The 21,987-nt window shown below is 52.0% G+C and carries 22 protein-coding genes; 13 read left to right on the forward strand and 9 right to left on the reverse strand.

All coding sequences use genetic code 11. The annotated features are described in order from the left end of the window. Positions 1–2 precede the first annotated feature (2 nt). The 4 genes from V5G20_RS22945 to V5G20_RS22960 form a co-directional block, all read right to left on the reverse strand. Entirely contained in the window at positions 3–962 is a 960-nt protein-coding gene (locus V5G20_RS22945; protein WP_338462349.1) for a sugar phosphate isomerase/epimerase, read from the reverse strand. 295 nt (positions 963–1,257) lie between these two features. Continuing rightward, positions 1,258–2,556: a group II intron reverse transcriptase/maturase gene (gene ltrA / locus V5G20_RS22950; protein ID WP_024985477.1), complete on the reverse strand. Its 1,299-nt coding sequence runs from the start codon at positions 2,554–2,556 to the stop codon at positions 1,258–1,260. A gap of 595 nt (positions 2,557–3,151) precedes the next feature. Beyond that, a complete protein-coding gene (locus tag V5G20_RS22955) occupies positions 3,152–3,994 on the reverse strand; it encodes a 1,4-dihydroxy-6-naphthoate synthase (RefSeq protein WP_003391143.1) in 843 nt (280 codons plus the stop codon). Beyond that, positions 3,994–4,698, reverse strand: a complete 705-nt coding sequence (locus V5G20_RS22960; RefSeq protein ID WP_251237662.1) for a futalosine hydrolase — start codon at positions 4,696–4,698, stop codon at positions 3,994–3,996. Before V5G20_RS22960 ends, V5G20_RS22955 begins: the two co-directional genes overlap by 1 nt. 598 nt (positions 4,699–5,296) lie before the next feature. On the opposite strand from V5G20_RS22960, the gene V5G20_RS22965 reads away from it, so the two are divergent. Next, the gene (locus tag V5G20_RS22965) at positions 5,297–6,460 is read left to right on the forward strand and encodes a bis-aminopropyl spermidine synthase family protein (RefSeq protein WP_338462352.1); all 1,164 of its coding nucleotides are present in this window, start codon (positions 5,297–5,299) and stop codon (positions 6,458–6,460) included. Between the two features lie 243 nt (positions 6,461–6,703). Here the strand turns inward: V5G20_RS22965 and V5G20_RS22970 are convergent, their stop codons facing one another. Next, complete coding sequence (locus V5G20_RS22970) at positions 6,704–7,426, reverse strand: class I SAM-dependent methyltransferase (RefSeq protein WP_003391137.1); 723 nt, start codon at positions 7,424–7,426, stop codon at positions 6,704–6,706. Between the two features lie 228 nt (positions 7,427–7,654). Between V5G20_RS22970 and V5G20_RS22975 the strand changes: the two genes are divergently transcribed. Continuing rightward, complete coding sequence (locus V5G20_RS22975) at positions 7,655–8,842, forward strand: glycosyltransferase family 61 protein (RefSeq protein ID WP_251237659.1); 1,188 nt, start codon at positions 7,655–7,657, stop codon at positions 8,840–8,842. 104 nt (positions 8,843–8,946) lie between these two features. Next, positions 8,947–10,383, forward strand: a complete 1,437-nt coding sequence (locus tag V5G20_RS22980) for a glycosyltransferase family 4 protein (protein ID WP_170208411.1) — start codon at positions 8,947–8,949, stop codon at positions 10,381–10,383. A gap of 31 nt (positions 10,384–10,414) precedes the next feature. Here the strand turns inward: V5G20_RS22980 and V5G20_RS22985 are convergent, their stop codons facing one another. Beyond that, positions 10,415–12,589: a hypothetical protein gene (locus V5G20_RS22985; RefSeq protein ID WP_251255744.1), complete on the reverse strand. Its 2,175-nt coding sequence runs from the start codon at positions 12,587–12,589 to the stop codon at positions 10,415–10,417. 316 nt (positions 12,590–12,905) lie between these two features. Between V5G20_RS22985 and V5G20_RS22990 the strand changes: the two genes are divergently transcribed. The 4 genes from V5G20_RS22990 to V5G20_RS23005 all read left to right on the forward strand — a co-directional run bounded on the left by V5G20_RS22990 (position 12,906) and on the right by V5G20_RS23005 (position 15,778). Beyond that, positions 12,906–13,319: a GNAT family N-acetyltransferase gene (locus tag V5G20_RS22990; protein WP_311067759.1), complete on the forward strand. Its 414-nt coding sequence runs from the start codon at positions 12,906–12,908 to the stop codon at positions 13,317–13,319. Between the two features lie 66 nt (positions 13,320–13,385). Then, on the forward strand, positions 13,386–14,393 hold the full coding sequence (locus V5G20_RS22995; RefSeq protein ID WP_003391126.1) for a helix-turn-helix transcriptional regulator: 1,008 nt from the start codon (positions 13,386–13,388) through the stop codon (positions 14,391–14,393). Positions 14,394–14,458: 65 nt separating this feature from the next. Then, complete coding sequence (locus V5G20_RS23000) at positions 14,459–14,722, forward strand: zinc ribbon domain-containing protein (protein WP_003391123.1); 264 nt, start codon at positions 14,459–14,461, stop codon at positions 14,720–14,722. Positions 14,723–14,893: 171 nt separating this feature from the next. Then, positions 14,894–15,778, forward strand: coding sequence for a YitT family protein (locus V5G20_RS23005; RefSeq protein WP_003391120.1), 885 nt, complete (start codon positions 14,894–14,896; stop codon positions 15,776–15,778). A 63-nt stretch (positions 15,779–15,841) separates the two neighbouring features. Here the strand turns inward: V5G20_RS23005 and V5G20_RS23010 are convergent, their stop codons facing one another. Continuing rightward, a complete protein-coding gene (locus V5G20_RS23010; protein WP_003391118.1) occupies positions 15,842–16,288 on the reverse strand; it encodes an aminoacyl-tRNA deacylase in 447 nt (148 codons plus the stop codon). A 63-nt stretch (positions 16,289–16,351) separates the two neighbouring features. On the opposite strand from V5G20_RS23010, the gene V5G20_RS23015 reads away from it, so the two are divergent. The 4 genes from V5G20_RS23015 (at position 16,352) to V5G20_RS23030 (ending at position 19,354) form a co-directional block, all read left to right on the forward strand. Beyond that, positions 16,352–16,807: a GNAT family N-acetyltransferase gene (locus V5G20_RS23015; RefSeq protein ID WP_003391117.1), complete on the forward strand. Its 456-nt coding sequence runs from the start codon at positions 16,352–16,354 to the stop codon at positions 16,805–16,807. Positions 16,808–16,985: 178 nt separating this feature from the next. After that, a complete protein-coding gene (locus V5G20_RS23020; RefSeq protein WP_031932133.1) occupies positions 16,986–17,072 on the forward strand; it encodes a YjcZ family sporulation protein in 87 nt (28 codons plus the stop codon). A 695-nt stretch (positions 17,073–17,767) separates the two neighbouring features. After that, positions 17,768–18,451: an ABC transporter permease gene (locus tag V5G20_RS23025; protein WP_039071420.1), complete on the forward strand. Its 684-nt coding sequence runs from the start codon at positions 17,768–17,770 to the stop codon at positions 18,449–18,451. Beyond that, positions 18,452–19,354 carry an ABC transporter ATP-binding protein gene (locus V5G20_RS23030; protein ID WP_031932132.1) on the forward strand — a complete coding sequence of 301 codons (903 nt, stop codon included), beginning with the start codon at positions 18,452–18,454 and terminating at the stop codon, positions 19,352–19,354. Between the two features lie 65 nt (positions 19,355–19,419). On the opposite strand, the gene V5G20_RS23035 is transcribed toward V5G20_RS23030, so the two are convergent. Both V5G20_RS23035 and V5G20_RS23040 read right to left on the reverse strand, forming a co-directional pair. Beyond that, positions 19,420–19,908: an HAD-IA family hydrolase gene (locus V5G20_RS23035; RefSeq protein ID WP_338462359.1), complete on the reverse strand. Its 489-nt coding sequence runs from the start codon at positions 19,906–19,908 to the stop codon at positions 19,420–19,422. A gap of 304 nt (positions 19,909–20,212) precedes the next feature. Continuing rightward, positions 20,213–20,635, reverse strand: coding sequence for a thioesterase family protein (locus V5G20_RS23040; RefSeq protein ID WP_338463490.1), 423 nt, complete (start codon positions 20,633–20,635; stop codon positions 20,213–20,215). A 173-nt stretch (positions 20,636–20,808) separates the two neighbouring features. Here V5G20_RS23040 and V5G20_RS23045 point away from each other — a divergent pair, with 173 nt between their 5' ends. Further along, positions 20,809–21,264 (forward strand): DinB family protein, encoded by a 456-nt coding sequence (locus V5G20_RS23045; protein ID WP_003391106.1) that lies wholly within the window; start codon positions 20,809–20,811, stop codon positions 21,262–21,264. Then, on the forward strand, positions 21,261–21,827 hold the full coding sequence (locus tag V5G20_RS23050; RefSeq protein ID WP_122958382.1) for a GNAT family N-acetyltransferase: 567 nt from the start codon (positions 21,261–21,263) through the stop codon (positions 21,825–21,827). Before V5G20_RS23045 ends, V5G20_RS23050 begins: the two co-directional genes overlap by 4 nt. Positions 21,828–21,987 lie beyond the last annotated feature (160 nt).

The raw sequence follows: 21,987 nt of genomic DNA on the forward strand, positions 1-21,987 counted from the left end.
GTCTACTGCTCCCTTTCCTCCCGCTCTTGCAGCGTTTCCACTACCGCTCCCTTGCCCGCGGATTTGTCGATGATGCCTGCGACCCATGCATAGCAGCTTTCCAACTGTTCATCAGCGATCAGGTCAGAGCGGTGCTCGAACATGATTCGCACGCTGTCGTTCTCTGCGGCGATGATGTTCAAATACTCTTCGATGGGAGCCCATCCGTCCGCAGGATTCTGATCAGGGAGCACGGGGTAATGATAGTGCTGTAAATCCCCTTCTTCATTCACCCGAAGCGTCCATAGATGGATCGTCGCTGCATATTTGGCGTACTTTTTGATGACCTCTTTGGCCCGGAAATGCGGATCCAGCTTTTCCTGAAAAAAGAGCCGTCCCGTATCCAGGCATAGCTTGATGGCCGGATAGCGCACGAGCAAGCTTTCCAAAAAATCGGCCTCGTACACATACCGATTGAGCGCGTCGAACTCAAGCACCGGAACGAAGCCGTACTGTACGCTTTTCTCCGTGAGCCACTGAAACAGCTCCTCGCTTTTCGCCGCTGTCTCTTCAAAGCTGCAGGCACTTTCATACATGTATTCCGCCGAATCGTAAAAGCGCCATTTTTCCCAATCTACCCTGTCGTCCAAGATAACCGGTTTGGGGTAATGAAACAGCACATATTCTGGCTGGACCGAAGCGTATAAATACGCCAGCTCGTTCTCGATATAGGCGTACGCGTTGGCTCGAATTTCATCATCAGAAGACAGGAAAAGCGCGTCTCTCAGCGGGGAGAAGCCGGAGCGAAACGGAAAGTGCACCCCGATCCGAAAGCCCCTGCGCTTTGACTCCCCGACCAGTTTGGCGATATCCTCCGGTGCGGAAAACAGACACGCTTCGATTCCGTAAAAGCCGTCCCGGAAATCACGCTTGTATTTTTTCTCGTCAAAACCTGCGTATTGGCCAATCAAAAAACGGTTCATCACGGTCACCTCATCGCGAGAGATAAGCAGCCTTCCCCTTCATCCCTCTTCTGTGCACACGTATGGATCGAACGGCTTGCCTATCACTTTGGGTGTTGATCACACTACCGTTATTCATCCCTCTCCCGTATTCGACAAGTTCCGACCTTTCCCTTTTTTGTAGAGTAGAGAACTGAAACTTTCGGGCGACCGTATGGTCGCCTTGCTCATTTCAGCTCCCCCTCATCAAACCGTACGTGAGGTTTTCCCTCATACGGCTTTCCGATGTTCTTCTTTCTTTGGCATTCGGCTTACTTTATCCGGCTAATTTCAATAAACTACCCTGCGTGTTTTGTATGACCTTCAGCTTTCCGGCATGTTTATTCCGCTTGCTTCTTTTCTTGTTGCAGAAGATTGTAAGGCGTTCAATCACATACCAGTCTATCCGTCTTGCCCATCGTTTGGCGATGGGCGAGATGAAGTAGTAGTTCTTGAACCCCCTTAGCTTGCGATTTAGCCCTTTCACTAGCTCTTCTAGAGACAGAAACAGTTTGTTCCTTGGTGCAGTGTATTCCTTAATTTTACGTCTCATTTCCTTCATTGCTTTCTTAGCTGGTACATGAGACATAGCAAATACCTTGCTCCCCCCTTTGTTGAACACGGGGAATTTGCGATGGTGCAGCCCAAGAAAGTCAAACCCAGTGGAATTGTCCCAAATATTAACGAGTCTAGATTTCTCTTTACTGAGACTAAGCTCCAGCTTGTTTAGAATAGCCATCAGCACTTGAATGCTTTCCAATGCTTCTTGTTTGGTTCTGCACATGATAACGAAGTCATCCGCATAGCGGATAAGTGTGCCAAGATGGGAGAATTGATTTTCCCAAATGGTGTCCATGTAGTTTAGATAGATGTTTGAAAGAAGAGGCGAGATTACCCCTCCTTGCGGAGTTCCCAGTTCTGTTTCATGGAATTGATCATTTTCCATGACCCCAGCCTGCAGCCATTGTCGGATAAGTTTCAGAACACGTCTGTCGCTGATTCTCATTTCGACCAGTTTCATCAACTTCTCATGGTTGATGTTGTCGAAATACCCTTTAATGTCAACATCTACGACCCAATAACACCTCTTGCTTGCTTTGCGTATCTGTGCAATTGCCTGGTGAGCATTTCTTCCTGGCCGAAAGCCATAAGAACAGTCCCGAAAATCAGCTTCAAAGATCGGTTCAATGACTAGCTTAGTAGCCATTTGGACCACCCGATCCTTGATCGTCGGGATGCCGAGTGGACGTTTCTTGCCATCCGGTTTAGGGATGTAAGTTCGACGAACCGGATGTGGACGATACCGCTTTTCTTTTAAATCTAGATAGATCTCGTTAAGAAAACGGCTCTCCCCATACTCCTCCACAATCTGTGCGATGGATTGTCCGTCGATTCCTCCGCTCCCTTTATTTGCTTTTACTCTCCTCCAAGCTGTCGCTAGAATATCCGGGCGGTAGATTTTGTCATACAAGGCATGAAATCGCCGTTTTGAGTTTGCCTTGGCACAAAGATATAGGGTTGTCCAAAGTTGTCGAGCTTTTACATCGGTGTAGTTAGCAAGTTTACTTGCATTCACTCACTCTTACCTCCTTCGACCCGTGAACAAAGCAGGGCTCCTTCCCTCCATAAGGTTGTGTTGTCCTTATGTTCATCGGTACTATGAACCCCTCCGACTCCCTCTCTGCCATCCACCACTTCCCTTACGGTTATAGGTTTCCGTTTTACGCTCCTGACGGGGCGTGCAGAGTAGGGTCTCCCCAGTTCCGTTAACTACTTTCTCAACATACCGCTCCCCATACCCCGAGGGATTCATAGGTGCTGTATTCCAAGTTCTCCACACCGTCCTTGGCCTTCGCCCATATGAAACAAGCTCGGCTTCCCTTTGTCCACCTCTCGGTGGTCTTTCTTAACGAGGCTGCAGGATTCACTTTATGTTACGGCCTGCTGATTTGCTCGCACTCTTTCGAGTTACTTTGTCACAGGGCTTCAACCTTAGGATTTCTCCACCAGTTGCCTGTCAGCTACGAGGTGACTTGGCTCCTGCCTCGGTTGGACTTTCACCAACTAGCAATTAACGGCTTGCTGGGCACGCTCCATAAAAGAAAGCCCCTGCACTTGTTCGTTTGAACAAATGACAGAGGCTTCAGCCTTCCTTGTTGCATCAATCGCTTTTATACTCGCAGCGCCGCCAGATCGAACTTCGGTACGAGTCCTTCCTCGGCAGCGCGGCCCAACAGCGCCGTCACCGCGGCATAGCCGTCTTCTCCCAAATTTGCCGTGAAGCTGTTCACATACAGATTGATGTGAGCTTTGGCTACCTCAGGGTCCATTTCTTGTGCGTGGCTCATCACGTAGTCTTGAGATGCCTCGGGATGCGCCCAGGCGTACTCGACAGACGCCCGCGTCCACTCCGCCAGCTTGTCCAGGTCGAGCGAACGGCGGGCAATGATCGCACCGAGCGGAATCGGCAGGCCGGTGTCCGACTCCCACCAGCTTCCCATATCAGCGAGCATTGTCAGCCCATACGTCTGATACGTAAAGCGGGCCTCGTGAATCACCAGTCCCGCATCGATCAATCCATCGCGGACGGCGGGCATGATTTCGTGAAACGGCATGACCACGATTTCGCCCACGCCTCCGGGTACATTCTGGGCTGCCCACAAGCGGAACAGCAGATACGCCGTGGAGCGTTCGCTAGGGACAGCCACGCGTTTGCCCGACAGCACGGACGGATCGTTCGTTCCAGCGAGACTGCCTTTCGTCAAAACAAGCGGGCCACAGCCCCGGCCAAGCGCCCCGCCGCATGGCAGAAGAGCATAGTCATCGAGCAGCCACGGAAGAGCCGCATAGGAAACCTTCAGCACTTCCGGCCCCTGTCCGCTTGCCGCAAGTCCGTTGGTAATGTCAATGTCTGCATACATCACATCCAGCTTTGGAGCGCCGGGAACCAGTCCGTGCACCCAGGCGTGAAAAACAAATGTGTCATTAGGGCAAGGAGAAAACGCAATCTTCATCATAGTACCTCCCGAATTACTTTGCATGCGGCTTCGAGCGCCTCAAAGGCCTCTTTCATACGCCATGCCGCCTTGTTTCGCGGACCGACCGCATTGGAGATTGAACGGATTTCCAGGACAGGCAGGCCGCTGTCCTTTGCAGCTATTGCGACGCCGTATCCCTCCATCGCTTCGGCGGCTGCTTCCGGGACTCTGGCCTTCAGCTCAGAGGCGGTAGCCGCTGTGCCCGTTACCGTCGACAACGTCAAGATCGGACCGTGACAGACGGGAAGTCCCGCTGCCCGCAAGGCCTCGGTCAGGCGGGATGCGAGCTTATCTTCGACCTGCACGCGGGCGGAGCCGAAGCCGAGCTCGTCCACGCTGCAAAAGCCATCCGGCGTCTCGGCTCCGAGATCGGCCGCGATAATCTCGGCAGCCACGACCAGAGAGCCTACCTCCGCCTGGCCGACAAATCCGCCGGCGATTCCTGCGCAGATGACCAGGCTGTAACCGGACTCTGCTGTTGCCAGTCTTCTGGCCGTCCTGGCAGCAGCCGCTACGGAACCGACGCCCCCTACCAGGACGTCAAACCGGCTGTCGCCGCCCAGTCCGCGCAAGACCGCTTCTTTTTCAGGCTGAACAGAGACAACCATGAGAATTCTCCCCGCTCCTGCCTCTCGATCGGGTGATGCCCAAGAGTTTTCCGTGTTCTTATCAACATTCATCTGTGTAGCTCCTTCGGGTTGATCCACAGGATCGATAATCGTTCGATATAAAACTCCCATCCTTTACGTTATCTTTATCTCCCTCTTGTGTAAAGGGATCGAGTGCATGGAAATAAGGCCTATTCCTGCCACTGTCTTCTGATGCGAATCCGGGCTTCCGCCGATATGGAAAAAATGGAAGCAGCCTTGCAATTCCATCCGCTTCCAGCTATACTATGAATAACTTTACTGAAATTAAGGGGATGTCTTGATGTCCGCGTTGGTTCTTAACTAATCAAATTTGATAGGGTGTTTTCCTGCTTTCCTTGCAAAAAACCCACATTTTTCGTGGTCTATTTGTGCTGGGAACATGAGGGGATACCCAATTAGTTAAGAACCGGCCATCCCATTCAATATCTTTGTTGACTGCAGACGACCGTGCTCTTATGCGCGGTTTTGTTTGTTTACACGCATGTCCCGGAGGAGCGTTTATTTGTCGTACCCTGCTCCCTGGAATCCGTGTATCGTCAACACATGCCCAAACAGGCAGAAGATGGACGCTGTGTTCATTTTCTGCCTGTTTGTTTTTTGAAAAATAACGATGAAAAGAGTGATCCGATTGAAAAATTATATAGAACTCGCAAGCAAACGCATAACCCTGCAGGAAGGTGTACAGGCGATCGAACAGCTCCTGCTGGAGTCTTTTGTCAATCCCGGCATCTCTACGAAAGAATTGGCTCGCAAGCTCCTGCTGCCTGTTCCCGTGACGGCTGCAATCAAAAAGGAGCTGATCAAATTGGGCGCGCTTCGCCAGGATCGCGGAGTTTGCTGCACCGAAGAAGGGGCAGAATACGTTCGGCAAAAGTGGGGCTTCGACGGTTTGGACATGGATTTGTACCGCAAGCTGCTGGAGGACTGCGATTGGAAGGCCGAGCTCGCCGACATCCTGTCTCGTCTCTACGAATGGTTCCCTGCTCGTCCGCAGGTAAATGTAGAGATTGACCAGTCCAAATGCACGCCGGAGACCAGCTTGAGGCGGGCGATTCTTTGCCTGAAACATCATGCGCTCATCGGCAGCAGGATTCTGTGCGTCGGCGATGATGATCTGGTGAGCGTATCTCTCGGACTGCTGCTCAAGCGTTTGTTCCCGGAAGCGGTCCAGCACAAGGCATGGATCACCGTCGTCGACATCGATGATCGGTTCCTTGCGTTCATCGCGGACATCGCTTGGCGCGAAGGCCTGCCGATCAGCGGTCACCGTGCAGACCTCCGCAAGCCTCTGTCCCAGAAGCAGCTCGGCACATTTGGCTGTTTTTTCACCGACCCGCCCTATACGCTGCCAGGCATGAGCCTTTTCGTTTCACGGGGAATCAGTTTGCTCAAGCAAAAGACAGGACTGCCTATCTTCCTGTCCTTCGCCCATAAATCGCCTGGCTTTATGCTCGATATGCAGCGCGAGTTTATCCGGATGGGGCTGATGGTCAGCGAGATCATTCCGCATTTCAATGAATACGAGGGGGCGGAGATGATCGGGAACAGAGGCCAGATGATCGTACTGAAAACGACTGAGCAGACAACTCCCAAAATAAAAGGAGGCTTCGACGATGCGCTGTATACCGGCGAGGTGAAAAGGACGATGCGGACATACCGCTGCAGGGAATGCAATGGAAGCGTGCAGGTCGGCTTTCAGCAGCGCTTTTCTACGATTGAAATGCTAAAAATGCGCGGCTGCCCGCGCTGCCAGCATCATACGTTTGATCTCGTAAACAAGAAAAGCGTTTGACGGATTGCCTGACGAAAGATAAGAAAAGATAGCTCCACCTCTTCCAAGCATGTCTTTGCCGAAGGGGAAAGCTATCTTTTCTCGTTTTTTAGCCCGACTGCGCGGCGTTTTACGCTTACGCTCGCACAGCCGGGCGTTTTCTTTCTAGATGATCAGCTTTCTTTCTGTTCATCAGCGTTCCTTCTGCTTCTGTTCAGATGCCGCCGGGATTTCTCCCTTCTCGATGACGACAGCATGCCGGTTTCACTTTCTCCCGGAAAGCAGCAAGAACAAAGGGATTCTCATCCGCCGCTCATACGTCTCCTGATGAAGAAAGTTTTCCCTGAGCGGCCGGGATTCCCTTAGCTGTTCTACAGTAAAGCCGGCCTTCTGCAGCCCGAGGAAGTAGTCTTCGATCGTACGATGGTACTTGGAAACTGTTCCACCCATCCAGTGCTGCTGCCTCGGTCCGTTGACAAAATACTGATCGACCAGCCAATTCGTCCGTTGCCCTGCTGTCTGCAGCGTAGACGTAATGACGGGGTGTTCGACAGAAAAAAGAAGTCTCCCGCCCGGCTTCAAGGCTTGATGGATACGGCAATAAAGCGAATCGAGATCTTCGATGTAGTGAAGCACCAATCTGGAGAGCACAAGATCAAAGCGGCCTGCAGGAAATGGCCAATCCTCGATGGTGGAATGGACCACCTTTGCGGGATAGCCATGCAAATTTCCTGCTGCCGCTTCGACCATGTTGTGTGATCCTTCCACCCCCAGATAGTCCGCACATCCCGCTTCCAGCAGTTCGATGCCGAACCGGGCGTCGCCACAGCCAAGATCCAAAACCGACAAGCCGCTCACGTCACCCATCATTTCCCGTATCAGCGGTTTTTCCAAAGTATCGTTGGCATTCTCCTGTCCTTCGCGCCGCGCCATATAGTTTTGAAAAATGCAATCGTCGTCAAAAAAATCAGATCCTCGAAAGCCCACGGCAAGCCCCTCCCTTGTCCGCTCCGGTTTTTACCAACCGTGCATATGCCGGGTTGATTCCCAGTCTCTTCTACTTCCACAGCAGACGCCATCTCCCCTTTTCAAGCACCGCGAGACAGCGGCCGCTGGTCAGGAGATGTTTTTTCGGCAGGCTCCATGACTGCGTATGCAGACGCGAATGATTGTACATACACTATCAAGAGTTTTTTTGAAAGGAGGGCCGGTTTCATGAGCCAAATCACCGATGGCCATCCCGCTCCAGACGGTTTCTACCGAACGATGGGGGAATGGGTAGCCTACCATCTGGCGAGAGGCCGATCCATGGACGGGCTGTTTCAGGAATATTACGCCGACCATGAGAGCGACTTCGCGCTGCCCATTGGCCTGGATGAGCCTGCTCCCTGGGAATTTAGAGAAAAACCGTTTACCAGCCACCCCAGCCCCTTTGTAGGGATCATCCCGGACGGACGGCTCTGGGGGACAAAAGGAGCGGTGGTTACGCCGGAAAACAAGCTGGTGTGGGATGTGTCGGTCGAGCATTCGTCAGAGCCTCCGGAGCAGCATTCTGTTTTTCGCCAATCCTCTCTGCCTGCCCCGCAGCATTATGATGAGACCTGGGCAGTACTTACCTACACCGCCAGCGACAGCTATTTTCACTGGATGCTGGACGTGCTGCCCCGGCTTGATTTGATCCGGAAAAGCGGCCTGTCGATCGACAGGTACGTCTTTAACTATATGTCCATCCCGATCCTTCCCTTTCAGGATGAGACGCTGAACATGCTCGGCATTCCAGCCGGAAAAAGGTTCCAACCGCAAGCGGACAGCCATTGTCAGGTAAAGCAAGCAGTCATCCCGTCGCTGATCGGCTATACGTCCCATTATCCCAAATGGGCTGTCGATTTCTTGCGCAAGGAACTGCTGCCCTCTTCCATTGGACAGACAGCGCCGAGCAAGGAAGCGAGCGAGTCTTTCCGTCCAGGTCCATCGGGGGCCCTGAACCACAAGCGTATTTACGTCAGTCGGGCAGATGCATTTCACCGGCGCGTATCCAATGAACAGCAGATTGTCAGCCTGCTTGGGTCTCACGGTTTTGTCACCATTACTCCGAGCGAATACAGCGTGTCCGAACAAATACGTCTGTTTGCCTCCGCCGATGTCATCATTTCCCCTCACGGAGCCAATCTGACCAATATCGTCTTTTGCAAACCGGGGACACTCGTGATCGAGCTGTTTTCACCCGGATATGTGAATCCGATCTACTGGGCATTGAGCAATCACGCACAGCTACGCTATGCCTACCTGATCGGCAGCGGCAGACGATCTCCAGAATCGGTGCACGAGCTGCGGGGGAAGGAAGACTTGACGATCCCGCCGGATTCGCTGCAAAAGCTTTTGAGTTTGCTGGGCGTTGTATGACAGAACAATAAAGCGGGTCTGTAACAAATATGCAAGGAAATTTGCATAAACCGAAAAAGCAGCAAATTTCCGCTGAAGAGTCAAAAAGAAAGCAGGCGATACGTGTGAAAATCCTGTTTGCCACCTATGGCCAAATTCCGCAAGCTGGCAAGCTCCCATCGCCTTTTTCCTTGCTGCAAAAAGAGCTGGAGCAGCGCGGGCATCAAGTCGATGTCCTGGGCCACCATCCTGACATGCAGCGCGTCTATTTGATCTCCCAGACAAGATCGGGTCCATGGACGCTGAATTTGCAAGGCCAATCCGTCCCAAAAGCGCCAATCAAAGAGCGGGTGTACGATGAAGTATTTCGTTACTATCAAAAATATCTGCCCCATGTCCATCCATGGATTCGCTGGAGAGAAATCGAACGGTACACCTTTGAGCTGATCCTGTCCCTCTTTGATCTGGGGAAGTACGATCTGATCCATACCCATGACGCGCTGGCGACAAGGGCTGTTTGGCGGGTAAAGCCTTCTCATGTCCCGCTATTGTATCAGTGCGGCGGACTGCTTCGGCACGATCCGGCGGTGGCGGCGGAAGTCACATCCCCGGACAGTCTGAAAGCGAGGTATGTCGCCTGCGAGGAGTACATGGCTGCCACTTCCTGCGATCAGGCCATCGTTCCCAGCGCATGGCTGAAAAAAGTATGGCAGGAGGAGTTTTTTATACCGGACGGGCATTCAGCCGTGATCCATCGAGGAATGGAATTTACCCCTTTTCTTCAATGGCTCCAATATGAACCGTATCCTCCCGTCGAAAAAAAGAAAGGTGTGCAGATCATTGCCTGCCCGCCCGGACTGGATTTTCAAAGCGGATCTGCTACGCTGCTGGACGCTCTGGCAAGGCTCAAGCAGCAGCGGGACGATTTTTTGTGCTGGATGGTTGGAGACGGTCCGTGGAGAGGGGAGCTTGAAGCGTATTGCAGGGAAAAAGACCTGACTCGGCATGTGCTGCTTCTCGGCGAACGGACAGACTGGCCATCTCTCTTGGCGAAAACGGATATTGTCGTGTGGCCCGCACCTGCTGTCGACTTCCCTCTTCCGCTTATGGAGGCACAGGTCGCTGGAACAGCGATCGTAGCTTGTGACAGCAGCGTGATCCAGGAAATGGTTCGACACGGCGAAACGGGCTTGCTGTTTGAAGCCGGCAACAGTCTGGAGCTTTCAGAGAGGCTTCTGCAGCTTTTGGACACCCCGGAGCTGGCAAGTCATCTGCGAAACAGCTCCAAGACTTACGGGATGAACGAATGGTCGTCTGCCAAGTGGGCCGAGCAGGTCGAGCAGCTCTACCTCCAGATGAAGAGGAAACACCGGGTCGCTGCGCCTGCGGGGGAGAAGAAAAAAAGCCGGGATTCAGTTGCGCAGCTCTTCGCCTTCCGCCTCCGTCACCGCTTGGATGAGGGCGGATGGAATGAGTTTGCACACCGTCTCCCGGCTTCCTATCTCGTTCCTGATTTTGACTTTTTGCGCGTCTTGACCGAAACCAATCAGTTTGACGAGTGACTGGCGCCTTTGTCGGAAGCGCCTTGCCTTCTCATCTGTTCACAGCAGGTGTTGTTTTGGCCGGGGCTGTCGTGCTAGCCGGAGTTGTCGTACCGGCCGCTTTTGGCATGCTGGCCGCAGCACTTCTCGCAATCACGGCGTGGGCATGGGGCTCCAGGTCAAACCAGAAGATCAGGTCTCCCTGGTCCTTCTTTTGCGGAGGCTTTTTCCCGTTTACGTACACCTCCGCACCTCTTACAGCCATCGAAAGCCCGGATATTTTCGCGGGTCCGTCATTGTAAACCCGCACCGTACCGTTTGCATCGTACTCCATCCGCACCTGCTCCAGCGCCAGCCAGTACTTCATCAAATCCCGCACGGTAGTGAGATAGAGCTTTTGCTGATCGCGGAGAGAAGCCATCTTTTTCAGCAATTGATCAAAGCTTGGCTGGATGACCAGCGCTCCTTTTTGATCCCGTTTCAAAATTTTCCCCGCGGCCTTGCCTTGCGGGATTCTGGCGATATAGGCATGGCTGATAAAAACACCGCGATCATTGATTAATTGAAGTAAATTTTGTTCATTGTACCTATACATCGTATTTTCGGGAACGATCGCTGCCGCCCATGAGTAAAACGGGCCTGTCACTGTCGGATGGGCCCAATACAGGGGCGTTCTTCTGCTGTCTCCATTTCTCGTTTGCAACAGGTCAAATGCCTGGTTGACGTTGGTCACGTCCTCCGAGCTGTAGTGCCAGAAATACCGGGTGTCGTACTTTTGCCACAAATCGGCGATATAATAGGGAGTTTTGATGTCCAAGCCTTGAAAGCCAAAGCTGTATTTTACGTAGCCATGATCAATCCAGGTCACGCTATGAAACTCATTTTTCATAAAAGCCAGGATGTTCTCCGCCACATCCCGGTACAGGTGCAAATCGAACGGATAAGCCGTGTGCAGCCCGATTTCTATTCCGCGCTTGTGCAAATCCTTCAAGAACTGCAGGAATTCCTGGTTCTCATGGAGCGCTACATTCATCGGCTGCTGCAGACGGTAATACGGGTTCGAATAAAAGACGCTTTTGGTCACAGGTATCTTGTATTTGACAAAACCACCCACTGCTTTATCCGGGCTCGCAATCTTCTCCGAGCCGTAGTAAGCCGCCCTGTTGCTTGCCAGCGACTGTTCATCCGCATGCTCCGTCCAGACGTGCGTCGCGAGAAACCCATGAGGCTGGTTCATCAGCCGAGGCATCAGTGACGGTTGAAAACCGACTATGAGCGAAAATGTATTGATCCGCTGTTCCTGTGGCTTGTATTCGGAGGCGTGTCTCACCTTCCCGACCTGCTTGCCTACGGTCTCCTCTACGTATCGGTGATCTCCCATATGATCCAGATTGACGACCAGCTGATTTTGGACCGTGTTCAACTCCAGCGACGATACGTGCGGGGTGTGGTACAGAAAAGCCGACTGCTTTCCTTGCCCGAACCGGACGCCTTCCCGGTCCAGCCAGTATTGCTTTTGAAAAGAATGCGTATCTACCTTCCTGTTTTTCCGATAGACCTCTGACACCTTTGGCGCGAAGCTGAGTGTCAGCGCCTCGCGAAAAATCTGTATTTGACGCTTGTATGTAGTCTTCACTTCCACATCGACGACCGGGCTGTTTTGGCGCAGCAGGTAATTCGTTTCTACCTGGGCAGCCGGAGTATCTCCGATCACCTTGACGAGCAGGCCGTCGGGCTTTTGCTCGGTCAGCACCGCTGTCTTCTGATACTGGCGGACAATCGTATGCTCCCGCCGAATAAACATATTGGTATCTATCGGTTTTGACACCGGCGGCGAAAAGGCGAGTTCATTTCCCTGTACGCTTGTTACCTTGGCCTGATGAACGAGCGGCGCATTCAGCCTGCCCGCGAACGATTCCGAGCGAATTTGTATCATGCTTCCCACCGGAATGGCTGGCGGCGCGTCCAGTTTGATTTTGCTGGTCCCAGCGGGAAGCTGCGGAACGAGCAGATTGTAAATGTCCCCGTACTCAGCCACATACTGGACTGAACGAAGAATCTCCTTGCCTCCAGCGTCCGTAATCCTGAGTTGTCCCTTTGCGTCCCACGCAGCTTTGTAATACGGATTTTGAAAAGATGTCTGCCCCTCGCTGGAATGTGTCGTGAATGGACTGAACGCAAACAAAAGCACACATACCAGCCATGCTGTCATTACCTTCCGAATCATTGTTGTACCCTTTCTCCTTTTCTATGGTCTTACTCCGCCCCATCCTCTCGTCGTTTGGCTAAAATGGCAAACCGGATTTCGAAGCCAAGGTAAGCTTATGCCGCGGGTTCTGTCCACTTTCTCTTTTAAAGCAGATGTTTCCACTAATTTTTGGAAGTTTCTTGCAGAACTTACGAAAATGTCCCTATAATACCAAAAGAATGATAACGTATATCGGGGGTACCTTGTGAAATTTACATGAAAAAAAGCCGCTCTGGAAGAAAAATCAATTATAAGCAATTTGCTTGAGCTGTACAATCACGACTTTAGTGAATATATGGACTTGGATGTGGACGAACAGGGCCGATACGGATATCCTTATTTGGACAACTATTGGACGGAACCGGATCGCTTTCCGTTTCTCATCCAGGCCGAGGGCAAATGGGCCGGGTTTGTGCTTGTGAGAAAAATTGCAGACGAGAATCACTTGGGCAGCAGTTATTTTTCCATTGCAGAATTTTTCATTATGCGGAAATATCGCAGGTCCGGGATTGGCAAAGCCATTGCTCACCAGGTATTTCGCATGTTCCCTGGCCACTGGGAGGTTGTTCAGTTGGCTTCCAACGTGCCTGCCCAACTATTCTGGAGGAAAACAATAAGTGAGTATACCAATGGCGACTTTCAGGAATGGGAAGAGCCCGGAAAAGTGTATCAATCCTTCGTTTCACTGGAAAAAGCGGATTGCTCGTAAACGGTTTCACCTGTCAGCCATGCAACAGGTATCGGGTCCGCAATCTGTAGAAAGGGGGCCTGAACGATGAAACTGGACAGACTTCTTGCCATCACGATGATCCTCATCCAGAGGAGGCGTATACCTGCCAAAGAGCTTGCCGACATGTTTGAGGTATCTGTCCGAACGATTTACCGGGATATCGAAGCGATCAATCAGGCAGGCATCCCGATTGTCAGCTATCAGGGAGCCAATGGCGGCATCGGCATTATGGAAAACTACCGGCTCAACCAGCACATTTTGACCCAGGAGGAGCTGGCCTCAGTCACGATGGCTCTGAAAAGCGTTGCCTCGACCTACCGGGATGCACGGGCTGAGGTAGTACTCGGGAAGATTCGCGGCATAGTGGAAAGCACACAGTCCGAGGCGTTCAAGATGATGTCCGAGCAGATCTATATCGATTACAGCCCATGGGGAGGAGATGCTCCGCAAAAAGAAAAGATCACGCGGATCAAGCACGCAATCCAGACATCCAGCCTGCTCTCCTTTACCTATCACAACGTCTCCGGGACGATTTCCGAGCGAATCGTGGAGCCGCACACTCTCGTTTTAAAAGGACGCCAATGGTACCTTTACGCTTACTGTACAAACAAGTGCGAATTCCGTCTATTCAGGCTGTCACGGCTGAAGGAGCCCGTTCTGCTGGAAGACGCCTTTCAACGCAGACCGATCAATCTGGAGGAGCTGCCATGGGACAATGAATGGAGAAAACCGGGGCAAACCGTCCAGCTCGTCCTCCGGTTCGTTCCCCAGATCCGTTCCATCGTGGAAGAAATGTTTGGCGTCGATCACATCCGTATCGACGAACAAGGGTATTGCTGGGTCTCTGAAGCTTATCCCCTCGACGACTGGCTGTACGGGTTTGTCCTCAGCTTTGGTCCCAGGGTAGAAGTCGTAGAGCCGCTCTTTTTTCGGGAAAACATTCAGAAGCTGGCTCACGAGATCGGGAGCGTCTATTCGGGCAGTTCGTCACCGACATGTTCTTCCATCTCGGCAGAACAAAAAGCTGGAGGAAAAAAACGCGACGAAACATGACAGACAGTTGTCAGGTTTGCTTCATTATCATGGAGACATCCCCAATAAAAGGAGGCAGTTGTTCAATGACGAAAACCTTTTGCCAAAGCTGCAGTATGCCCATGGTGGATGCCCACATCCTCGGAACCGAAAAAGACGGCTCCAAAAACAGCGAGTATTGCCTCTACTGCTACGAAGAAGGAGCCTTCAAGCAGCCTGACATCACGATGGAGCAAATGATCGAGATTTGTGTTCCCTTTTTAAAGGAAGAAGGCATGGAAGAAAATGCGGCCCGCGCGATGCTGCAAAAACATCTTCCCGAGCTTGCCAGGTGGAAAACAGTCAGCTAATCCGGGTTTGGTAAAGCCAAGCTTGCAGGCAGGATATCCTCTTCTCAGGCGGAGGGTATACTGCCTGCAACAGTTTGAACATTCCGAACTTTACATGCAGCTAAAATGTTGCCTACAATAAATGGTATAATAAAGCGAAGAGAAAATCTGGACATCCGGGAGGAGTTGCCTTTGGAAGGTGTGCAAGGAAAGTCATCGCATCATCAAAAACTGTCTGTTGCCAAACTTATCAAGCGAATACTCTTTATCCTGATCGGATCCGCCTTATTTTCTGTTGGGCTGGAAATTTTTTTGGTCCCCAATCATATTATTGATGGCGGAATAGTCGGTATCTCCATTATTATCGCGCATCTGTCGGGACTGCCGTTGGGGATGTTTTTATTTCTGTTGAACCTGCCTTTTCTCGTAATTGGCTACAAACAGATCGGAAAAACCTTTGCGATTTCCACACTGCTCGGAGTCAGCACGATGTCGATTGTGAGCTCCCTGCTTCACGATGTGAAAGGAGTCACCGAAGATCCCCTGTTGGCTGCTGTCTTTGGCGGAATCATCCTGGGCATTGGTGTGGGGCTGGTGATTCGTTACGGCGGGTCTTTGGACGGAACAGAGATTGTGGCTATCTTGATCAACAAAAAGACTCCGTTCTCTGTCGGTGAAATTGTGATGTTTTTTAACCTGTTCATCCTGGGTAGCGCAGGACTCGTATTTGGCGTCGATCGCGCCATGTACTCCCTGATGGCTTATTACATCGCATTTAAAATGATCGACTTGACAATCGAAGGATTTCAAGGGTCGAAATCAGTCTGGATCATCAGCGACAACCACAAAGATATCGGTGACGCCATCGTCGCCCGCCTGGGCCGCAGCGTTACCTATTTGAAGGGCGAAGGCGGTTATTCCGGGGATGATAAAAATGTGGTGTTCTGCATTATTACCCGTCTGGAAGAAGCCAAGCTCAAGTTGATCGTTGAAGAAGTCGATCCATCGGCATTTTTGGCAGTTGGCAATATTCACGATGTACGGGGCGGACAGTTTAAAAAACGTGACATTCACTAAATGGCATAGTGTGAATGCAAAAAACGCGGAGGCAGTTCAAAGCTGCTTTCGCGTTTTTTCGTTTTATGCAAGCCTTGCAATTACATTGCTCCCCTTTTCAAGAGCTTGTGGAGTCAGCTTTAGTGTCCACGTTGGGTGCCCTGATCCCCCATATACTTCAGGGTAGTTGAACAGTTCTTCATCCAGAATGACCGGCAAACCGTGCCCGATGAGCGGAATACTGCCTGGCTCGTACCCGGTCAATCCCTTTACCTCATCCATCCGGGTCATTCTTATGCTTTGGTAGCCAAGTTGAGCGGCGAGGGACTGGAAACTTATGCGCCCACGCTTGCCCGACAAAATCAGGGCGACATGTGAATCATCAGCTATTGCGATCAATACCGGTGCAGTCTGCCCCATGTCAATGCCGAAAAGAGCTGCTCCCTCCTTGGCCGAACGAACCGGACGCTCGTGTTCAATCAGCTCATACTCCAATCCCAGCTCTTCGAGGATCGCTTTCACACGTTCCATCTTACACCTCACTATGGGAAATATTGTATACTTTCTGTATAGATGAAAATTGGAGGTCCTGCCATGATTATTCGTTCTCCCCGCCCGGAAGAAACACCTGCACTCAGCGACCTGGCATTTCGCTCAAAAGGATATTGGGGCTACGATGACGATTTTATGGAGGCATGTCGGCAGGAGTTGACGATTACCCCTGCGTTTCTTCAGACCTCCCATGTGTTTCTGGCCGAGGAGGCTGGAAACATTCTGGGATTTTACCGTTTATCCGTAGACGAAACCGGGGCAGAGCTTAGCGATCTGTTCGTAGACCCTGCTGCCATCGGCAAGCGGGTCGGAAAAGCGTTGTGGAACCACTTGATGGATACCGCCCGCTCCCTCAGCATTGACCATTTTCTCATCCACAGCGATCCGTACGCAGAAGGTTTTTATGAAAAGATGGGAGCTGTTCGGATTGGCGACATCCCTTCCACTGTTTTTCCGGACCGTCGACTCCCCTTGATGAAAAAACAAGTCGCCCCCTGACGCCTGCTGCTTTCGCCACATGAGACACGGCAACCAACATGCCCGTGTCTTTTTTGTTCCTACCAGTTTTGAAAGGCGCTTTTGAAATTCCACTCTGCTTTTGTCCTCTTTTCAGGCACCCGCTCAAGCAAAAATAATCTGCGGACATATAGTGTTACTGTTGAAAGGGGGGAGGAGAATGGGGCTCTTTAACGGATCTGACGACTTTACTCTCATCCTGGTACTGTTCATCTTGCTGGTCATCGTAGGCTGCGATTGTGATTGATGATGACCTTTGGAGCAGAAAGTGTGTGCAAAGGGAGAATGAACAGGCTTTCTCTCTTTGCATTTTTTCATTTGCGAATCGAGGTGAAAAGAAGATTTGGCTAGACGAACAAACCAAAAAAGCGACTCATTTTCACCGGAATTTATGGATTGGCTAAAGGGAAAGAAGGTTTCAAGGAGAAGGCTGCAAAGAAATCCCGAACTGTTCGATCAGTATTATCAAGAGTGGTCGAAAACGCAGCGGAAAAATAGGCCGCGAAGACGGTCGCTGTTTCAGCTTCCGAACCTAAACATTGATCTTGGAACCATTCTCAATGGCATGCAAATGGCAACCGAGGTCATGAGAACATTCCAAGGGACAAAACTGCTCAATCATTCGTCCAGAAGCGATGATTAGGCGGGAAAATACGGAGCAGCCATTACCGGCTCATGGAAAACAGGCCAAGGCGATGGAAGCTCTGCATCGCTTCACTTTTCGGAACGCAGGTCTCATGGGATCTGCGTCCTTTACGTTTACTGGGCAACTACGGTCACTGCTTGCTTTTTTCACAACACGCTGCAATTTTTCCGCTCCGCCCCCCCTCCCTGTCATCCTTCCACGGCTGCTGACACCGAGCGTTAAGGAAATGGTAAGGCAGACATTCGGTGCTGATAAGGTTGCTCCTTTACACTGACGGTGAAAGGAGAGTGGAAACCATGTGGGCTATCTGCATTCACGAATTTATCCGACTGTTTCGAAGCGTCAAATCCCTGATCACCATCGCTTTTATTGCCGGCGTATCGTACTGGGTGTCCGATCTGGTCAACCAGGCCGCCGGCTTCATCTCCCAGCATGAGCTGACAGAGGGCCATGCGCTCGGCGTTTTTGCCTTGGTCATGCTGTTTGGCCCTTTGTTTGTCTTTGGATTATCGCATGACATGATCAACCGGGAAGTATCCAGTCGGACCGTCCGTTTTTTAGTCACCCGCACTTCCCGCTTCCGCATTGTGCTGGGCAAATGTTTCGGCGTTCTGCTTTTCTGGCTGTGCTGCATGCTGGTCACCTTTGGAACAGTCTTGGCCTCTGTCCATACTTTTGATGAGAAGACCTTCCTGGAGTGCATGTCCATGCTGGTGTACAGCGTTTCGTTGTGCCTGTTGCTTTCTGTGCTGATCGCCCGTCCCAGCTACACCATGTTCGGGGGGATCATTCTCGGTTTATTCCTCCCGATTCTCGGCATCTGGACGCTTGCCTCCAGCCAGCCTGCCGCCAAGTGGATCGGCTATTTGCTGCCTTATGCGTATTTGGAAAAAGGCGAAGCGTACATCGGCGTGATCTGGCTCTATGCGCTTCTCTTTCTCGCCGCCTCTGCCTTGCTGTTTCAAAGGAGGGATTTTTAAATGCCGCTTATAGAGACTGTCCAGTTAACCAAGCGATTCGGGGAACGAACGATTGTCAATTCCGTGTCGCTCACCGTACAGCAAAATGAAATTTTCGGCTTTCTAGGAAAAAACGGAGCCGGAAAATCCACCTTTATCAACATGCTGACCGGTATTGTCCGTCCCTCTTCGGGGACCATTCGCCTGTTTGACGGAGACGGAAACACCGCGGAGTGGAAACGCAGGATCGGTGTACTGCCGGATTACTCCACCTTTTATGATTCACTGACGGCCAGAGATCATCTGTTGTACCTGAGCCGTGTGAAAGGAATACGCGTCACGAAGAAGGAGTGCGACCGCATCCTGGAAGAAGTGGGATTGGCCGAGCATGCCGGGAAGAGGGCCAAGGCGTTTTCCTTCGGTATGAAAAAGAAGCTCGGCATTGCGCAAGCGCTCCTAGGTGACCCGGAGCTGCTGTTTTTAGACGAGCCTACCTCTGGAGTGGATGTGGAGTCCTCGCTTCAAATCCAGCAGTTGCTGCTGCGTTTGCAAAAAGAAGGACGGACGATCTTCATGACCTCGCACAATCTGCATGAGATCGAAAAAATCTGCACCCGCATGGCGATCATGAAAGCAGGCACGATTGCTGCAGCGGGCAGTCTTTCCGAGCTGCAGGCCAAGCATCGCAGTTGGCGTACCGTTACTGTGCGCCATGCAGCGTTGGCCGACAAGCCGTATGAACTGGTTTCGTTTGTGGAAGGACTGGGCAAACACCTCGAATGGCGGGAGGAGGCTCTTTCCCTTGAGGTCGATGACAAACGAAAGGTGGCCGCGCTGATTCGCGCTTTCGTCCATGCGGGAGTCGATATTTACCACGTCTGCGGGGACGAGCCTTCGCTCGAGCGGATCTTCCTGGAGGAGTAGCTTCTTGGATGGAGTAGCTTCCTAGAGGAGTAGCCAGGGGGCACTGCCCCCTTTTTCGTGACATTTCAGGTGAGGATGTCCGCCAACTGTTCCAACCGCTCCACGACAGCGAGCGGCACGTGGCCGGTAGCCGGCTGAAGCTTGCCCGGATTGATCCAGACTGCGTCCATCCCTGCCTCAATCGCTCCGGCGACGTCAGCTTCCCAGTTGTCTCCGACAAACAGCGTCTCTTCCGGTTTGGCGTCGAAAAGCCGCAATGCCGCTGAAAAAATCCGCCAATCCGGTTTGTGATAGCCGACGACTTCAGAGATGACGATCGTTTCTTTCGGAAAGAGCCTGGACAGGCCGAGCCGCTCCAGCTTGGTATAGGCCATATCCTCCGGTCCGTTTGTCACGATGCCGAGCCGGCAACGTTCGGCAAGCTTGCTCAAGCATTCCTCCACAACCGGAACTGGCGCGATCACCTCAAAGCAAGCCGACATAAACATATTCTGAAAATCATCCATCTCCTCCGGCTTCGCAGCACGTCCAAAGTCGGCAGTGGCCTTCTCCATCCGTTGGTGGCGATACTCCCGCAGCGAAATCCGGTTCTCCGTGAAATCCGGCCACAGCTCATCGCTGTATGTTTTCAGCTTGCAAAAAAAGTCGTCTTCATTCAGACCCGCGGATGGTCAGGCGCATCCCCGACTCCCAGCTCTGCGAATAGTCAAACAGCGTATCATCGAGGTCAAACAGGATCAGCTTGTATTCTTTCTTACTCACGGAAATACGGCCTCCTTGCTTCCTGGTATGCTTCTTTCATTCTACCATTTCGCCCGTACCGGATCGCCGTTTCCTTTTTCCTCTGCGAAGAAGCTTTTACCCCTCCTGCTCACCCTCCGCAGCCTTTGCCAATTCGCCCAGCCAATCTTCCGGCAACGCTACCGAGCGGCGCGTCTTCGCATCGATCATCACCATCGTCACATCGGCATCGGCTGCAAGCTCCCCCTTCTCCTTGTACAGCTCGTGCCGGATGACATAGCTTTTCTCGCCGATCCCCAGCACCCGCGTCCGCACCTGCACCTGCTCAAGCATGCGAAGCTCCCTACGGTAGTTGATATTGATGTTCACCACTACCGGCATCAGTCCTCTGCGCTGCAGCTCGTCTAGTGTAAACCCCCTTTGGCAAATCCAGTCAAAGCGCGCCCACTCCATATATTCCAAGTACTTGGCGTTGTTTACATGCCCGATAAAATCAATATCGGTAGAACGGACAACCAGATCAAACAAGTGCTGCTGCATACTCATCGCTCCCTTCTTTTCCCCTAGTATACCGAAACAAAACAACTGAGTGAACATTCACTCGGAATCTATTTCGGAATATTCCGAAGGATGCGGCTGTATTTTGTTTCAGTCTTCACTATAATAGAGCTAACACAAACGCTTACAGTACGGACACGGAAGGGAAGATGCCGATGTTTGAACAAATGCTGCTGCCTGCACTGCAGATGGCGCGCTCCCGCTACCAGGATGCTCTCGCCAATCTCACCGAGGGCGAGCTGGTCTGGAAGCTGGCTGACGGCTCCAATTCTGTCGGGTTCCTGATCCGGCACATCGCAGAAGTCGAGTATCGTTTTTGCCTGATGTTTTTTGGCCGCCCGCTGCCAAATACGGTAACCTTGGACACGATTGGACCGGTAAAGGATGAGGGTCAATTTACCGACCTTTCCGCTCTGCTTGCATTCCGCGAACAGTCGTATGCATACTTGCTGGAATCACTTCGTCAACTGCCCAGCGAAGCCTGGGACCACCCTGTGGAAGCTCCGATCGGAACATTATCCCCCCGGCAAGCGTTGGGCCGGCTGATCTACCATACAGGGTATCACGCGGGCCAGATCGGGCTGATCCGCAAATACGGAGGCAAACGGTGAGTCTTTTGCTTCAAGGAAAACATGTATGGCTTCGGGAGATGACCCCGGATGACCTGGGTGCTGTGCTGGAAGTGTACAACAGTCACCCCGCCTACAATCTTTGGCGAAACGGAACTGCCGCGCTTAGCCTGGCAGAGCTTGAGCAGGAGTACAAGGCGATGCTGGATATTCCTTCCGGCCATTGGATGATCGTAAAGACTGTAGAGACTGCTCAGACCGCAGAAACTGCACAGACCGCTCACGCCGCCAAGCCGGAACCGAAGATTATCGGGGTTGTTCACTTCTCCACAGCTCATCCTTCCCCGGGAAAAGGGTGGATTGGCCTGTTTCTCATTCACCGGGATTGCCAAGGCCAAGGCTTTGGTCGCGAGGCTTGCTCGCTTTTGGAGCAATACTGTGCAGAGCAAGGGTGCTCACAGCTCCATCTCGGCGTAATTGCCGAGGACGAGCAGACTCTCCGTTTTTGGGGAAAGCTCGGCTTTGAACAGTATCGCCAGGTCACGGCTCCCGTCGGACGCTTGACCCAGCCTGTCCTGCTCCTGGCCAAGCAAATTACGGATTGACCGCGTTCCCCAGCACAGCTTTGTCCTTTAAAGGAGGTGAAACCATGCTCGCACGTCCGCGTTTTGAATGTGATGTACCCGTCGTTCTCCTCACCTAGTCGGAGAGGGAATGTGTGAAATCGTCCCCCCGGCTACGGAAAAGAAACAGTACCATTTTTCC

Origin of the sequence: Brevibacillus borstelensis (assembly GCF_036700025.1) — a bacterium.
In the GTDB taxonomy this organism is placed as follows: domain Bacteria; phylum Bacillota; class Bacilli; order Brevibacillales; family Brevibacillaceae; genus Brevibacillus; species Brevibacillus borstelensis.

Bases quoted from the DNA above. Each gene is read 5' to 3' on its own strand.
- V5G20_RS22945 (WP_338462349.1), bottom strand. From the start codon at position 962: ATGAACCGTTTTTTGATTGGCCAATACGCAGGTTTTGACGAGAAAAAA.
- V5G20_RS23000 (WP_003391123.1), top strand. From the start codon at position 14,459: ATGACGAAAACCTTTTGCCAAAGCTGCAGTATGCCCATGGTGGATGCC.
- V5G20_RS23015 (WP_003391117.1), top strand. From the start codon at position 16,352: ATGATTATTCGTTCTCCCCGCCCGGAAGAAACACCTGCACTCAGCGAC.
- V5G20_RS22995 (WP_003391126.1), top strand. From the start codon at position 13,386: ATGAAACTGGACAGACTTCTTGCCATCACGATGATCCTCATCCAGAGG.
- V5G20_RS22955 (WP_003391143.1), bottom strand. From the start codon at position 3,994: ATGAAGATTGCGTTTTCTCCTTGCCCTAATGACACATTTGTTTTTCAC.
- V5G20_RS23010 (WP_003391118.1), bottom strand. From the start codon at position 16,288: ATGGAACGTGTGAAAGCGATCCTCGAAGAGCTGGGATTGGAGTATGAG.
- V5G20_RS22985 (WP_251255744.1), bottom strand. From the start codon at position 12,589: ATGATTCGGAAGGTAATGACAGCATGGCTGGTATGTGTGCTTTTGTTT.
- V5G20_RS23035 (WP_338462359.1), bottom strand. From the start codon at position 19,908: ATGGAGAAGGCCACTGCCGACTTTGGACGTGCTGCGAAGCCGGAGGAG.
- V5G20_RS22960 (WP_251237662.1), bottom strand. From the start codon at position 4,698: ATGAATGTTGATAAGAACACGGAAAACTCTTGGGCATCACCCGATCGA.
- V5G20_RS23030 (WP_031932132.1), top strand. From the start codon at position 18,452: ATGCCGCTTATAGAGACTGTCCAGTTAACCAAGCGATTCGGGGAACGA.
- V5G20_RS22975 (WP_251237659.1), top strand. From the start codon at position 7,655: ATGAGCCAAATCACCGATGGCCATCCCGCTCCAGACGGTTTCTACCGA.
- V5G20_RS22990 (WP_311067759.1), top strand. From the start codon at position 12,906: ATGGACTTGGATGTGGACGAACAGGGCCGATACGGATATCCTTATTTG.
- V5G20_RS23040 (WP_338463490.1), bottom strand. From the start codon at position 20,635: ATGCAGCAGCACTTGTTTGATCTGGTTGTCCGTTCTACCGATATTGAT.
- V5G20_RS23045 (WP_003391106.1), top strand. From the start codon at position 20,809: ATGTTTGAACAAATGCTGCTGCCTGCACTGCAGATGGCGCGCTCCCGC.
- V5G20_RS23025 (WP_039071420.1), top strand. From the start codon at position 17,768: ATGTGGGCTATCTGCATTCACGAATTTATCCGACTGTTTCGAAGCGTC.
- V5G20_RS23020 (WP_031932133.1), top strand. From the start codon at position 16,986: ATGGGGCTCTTTAACGGATCTGACGACTTTACTCTCATCCTGGTACTG.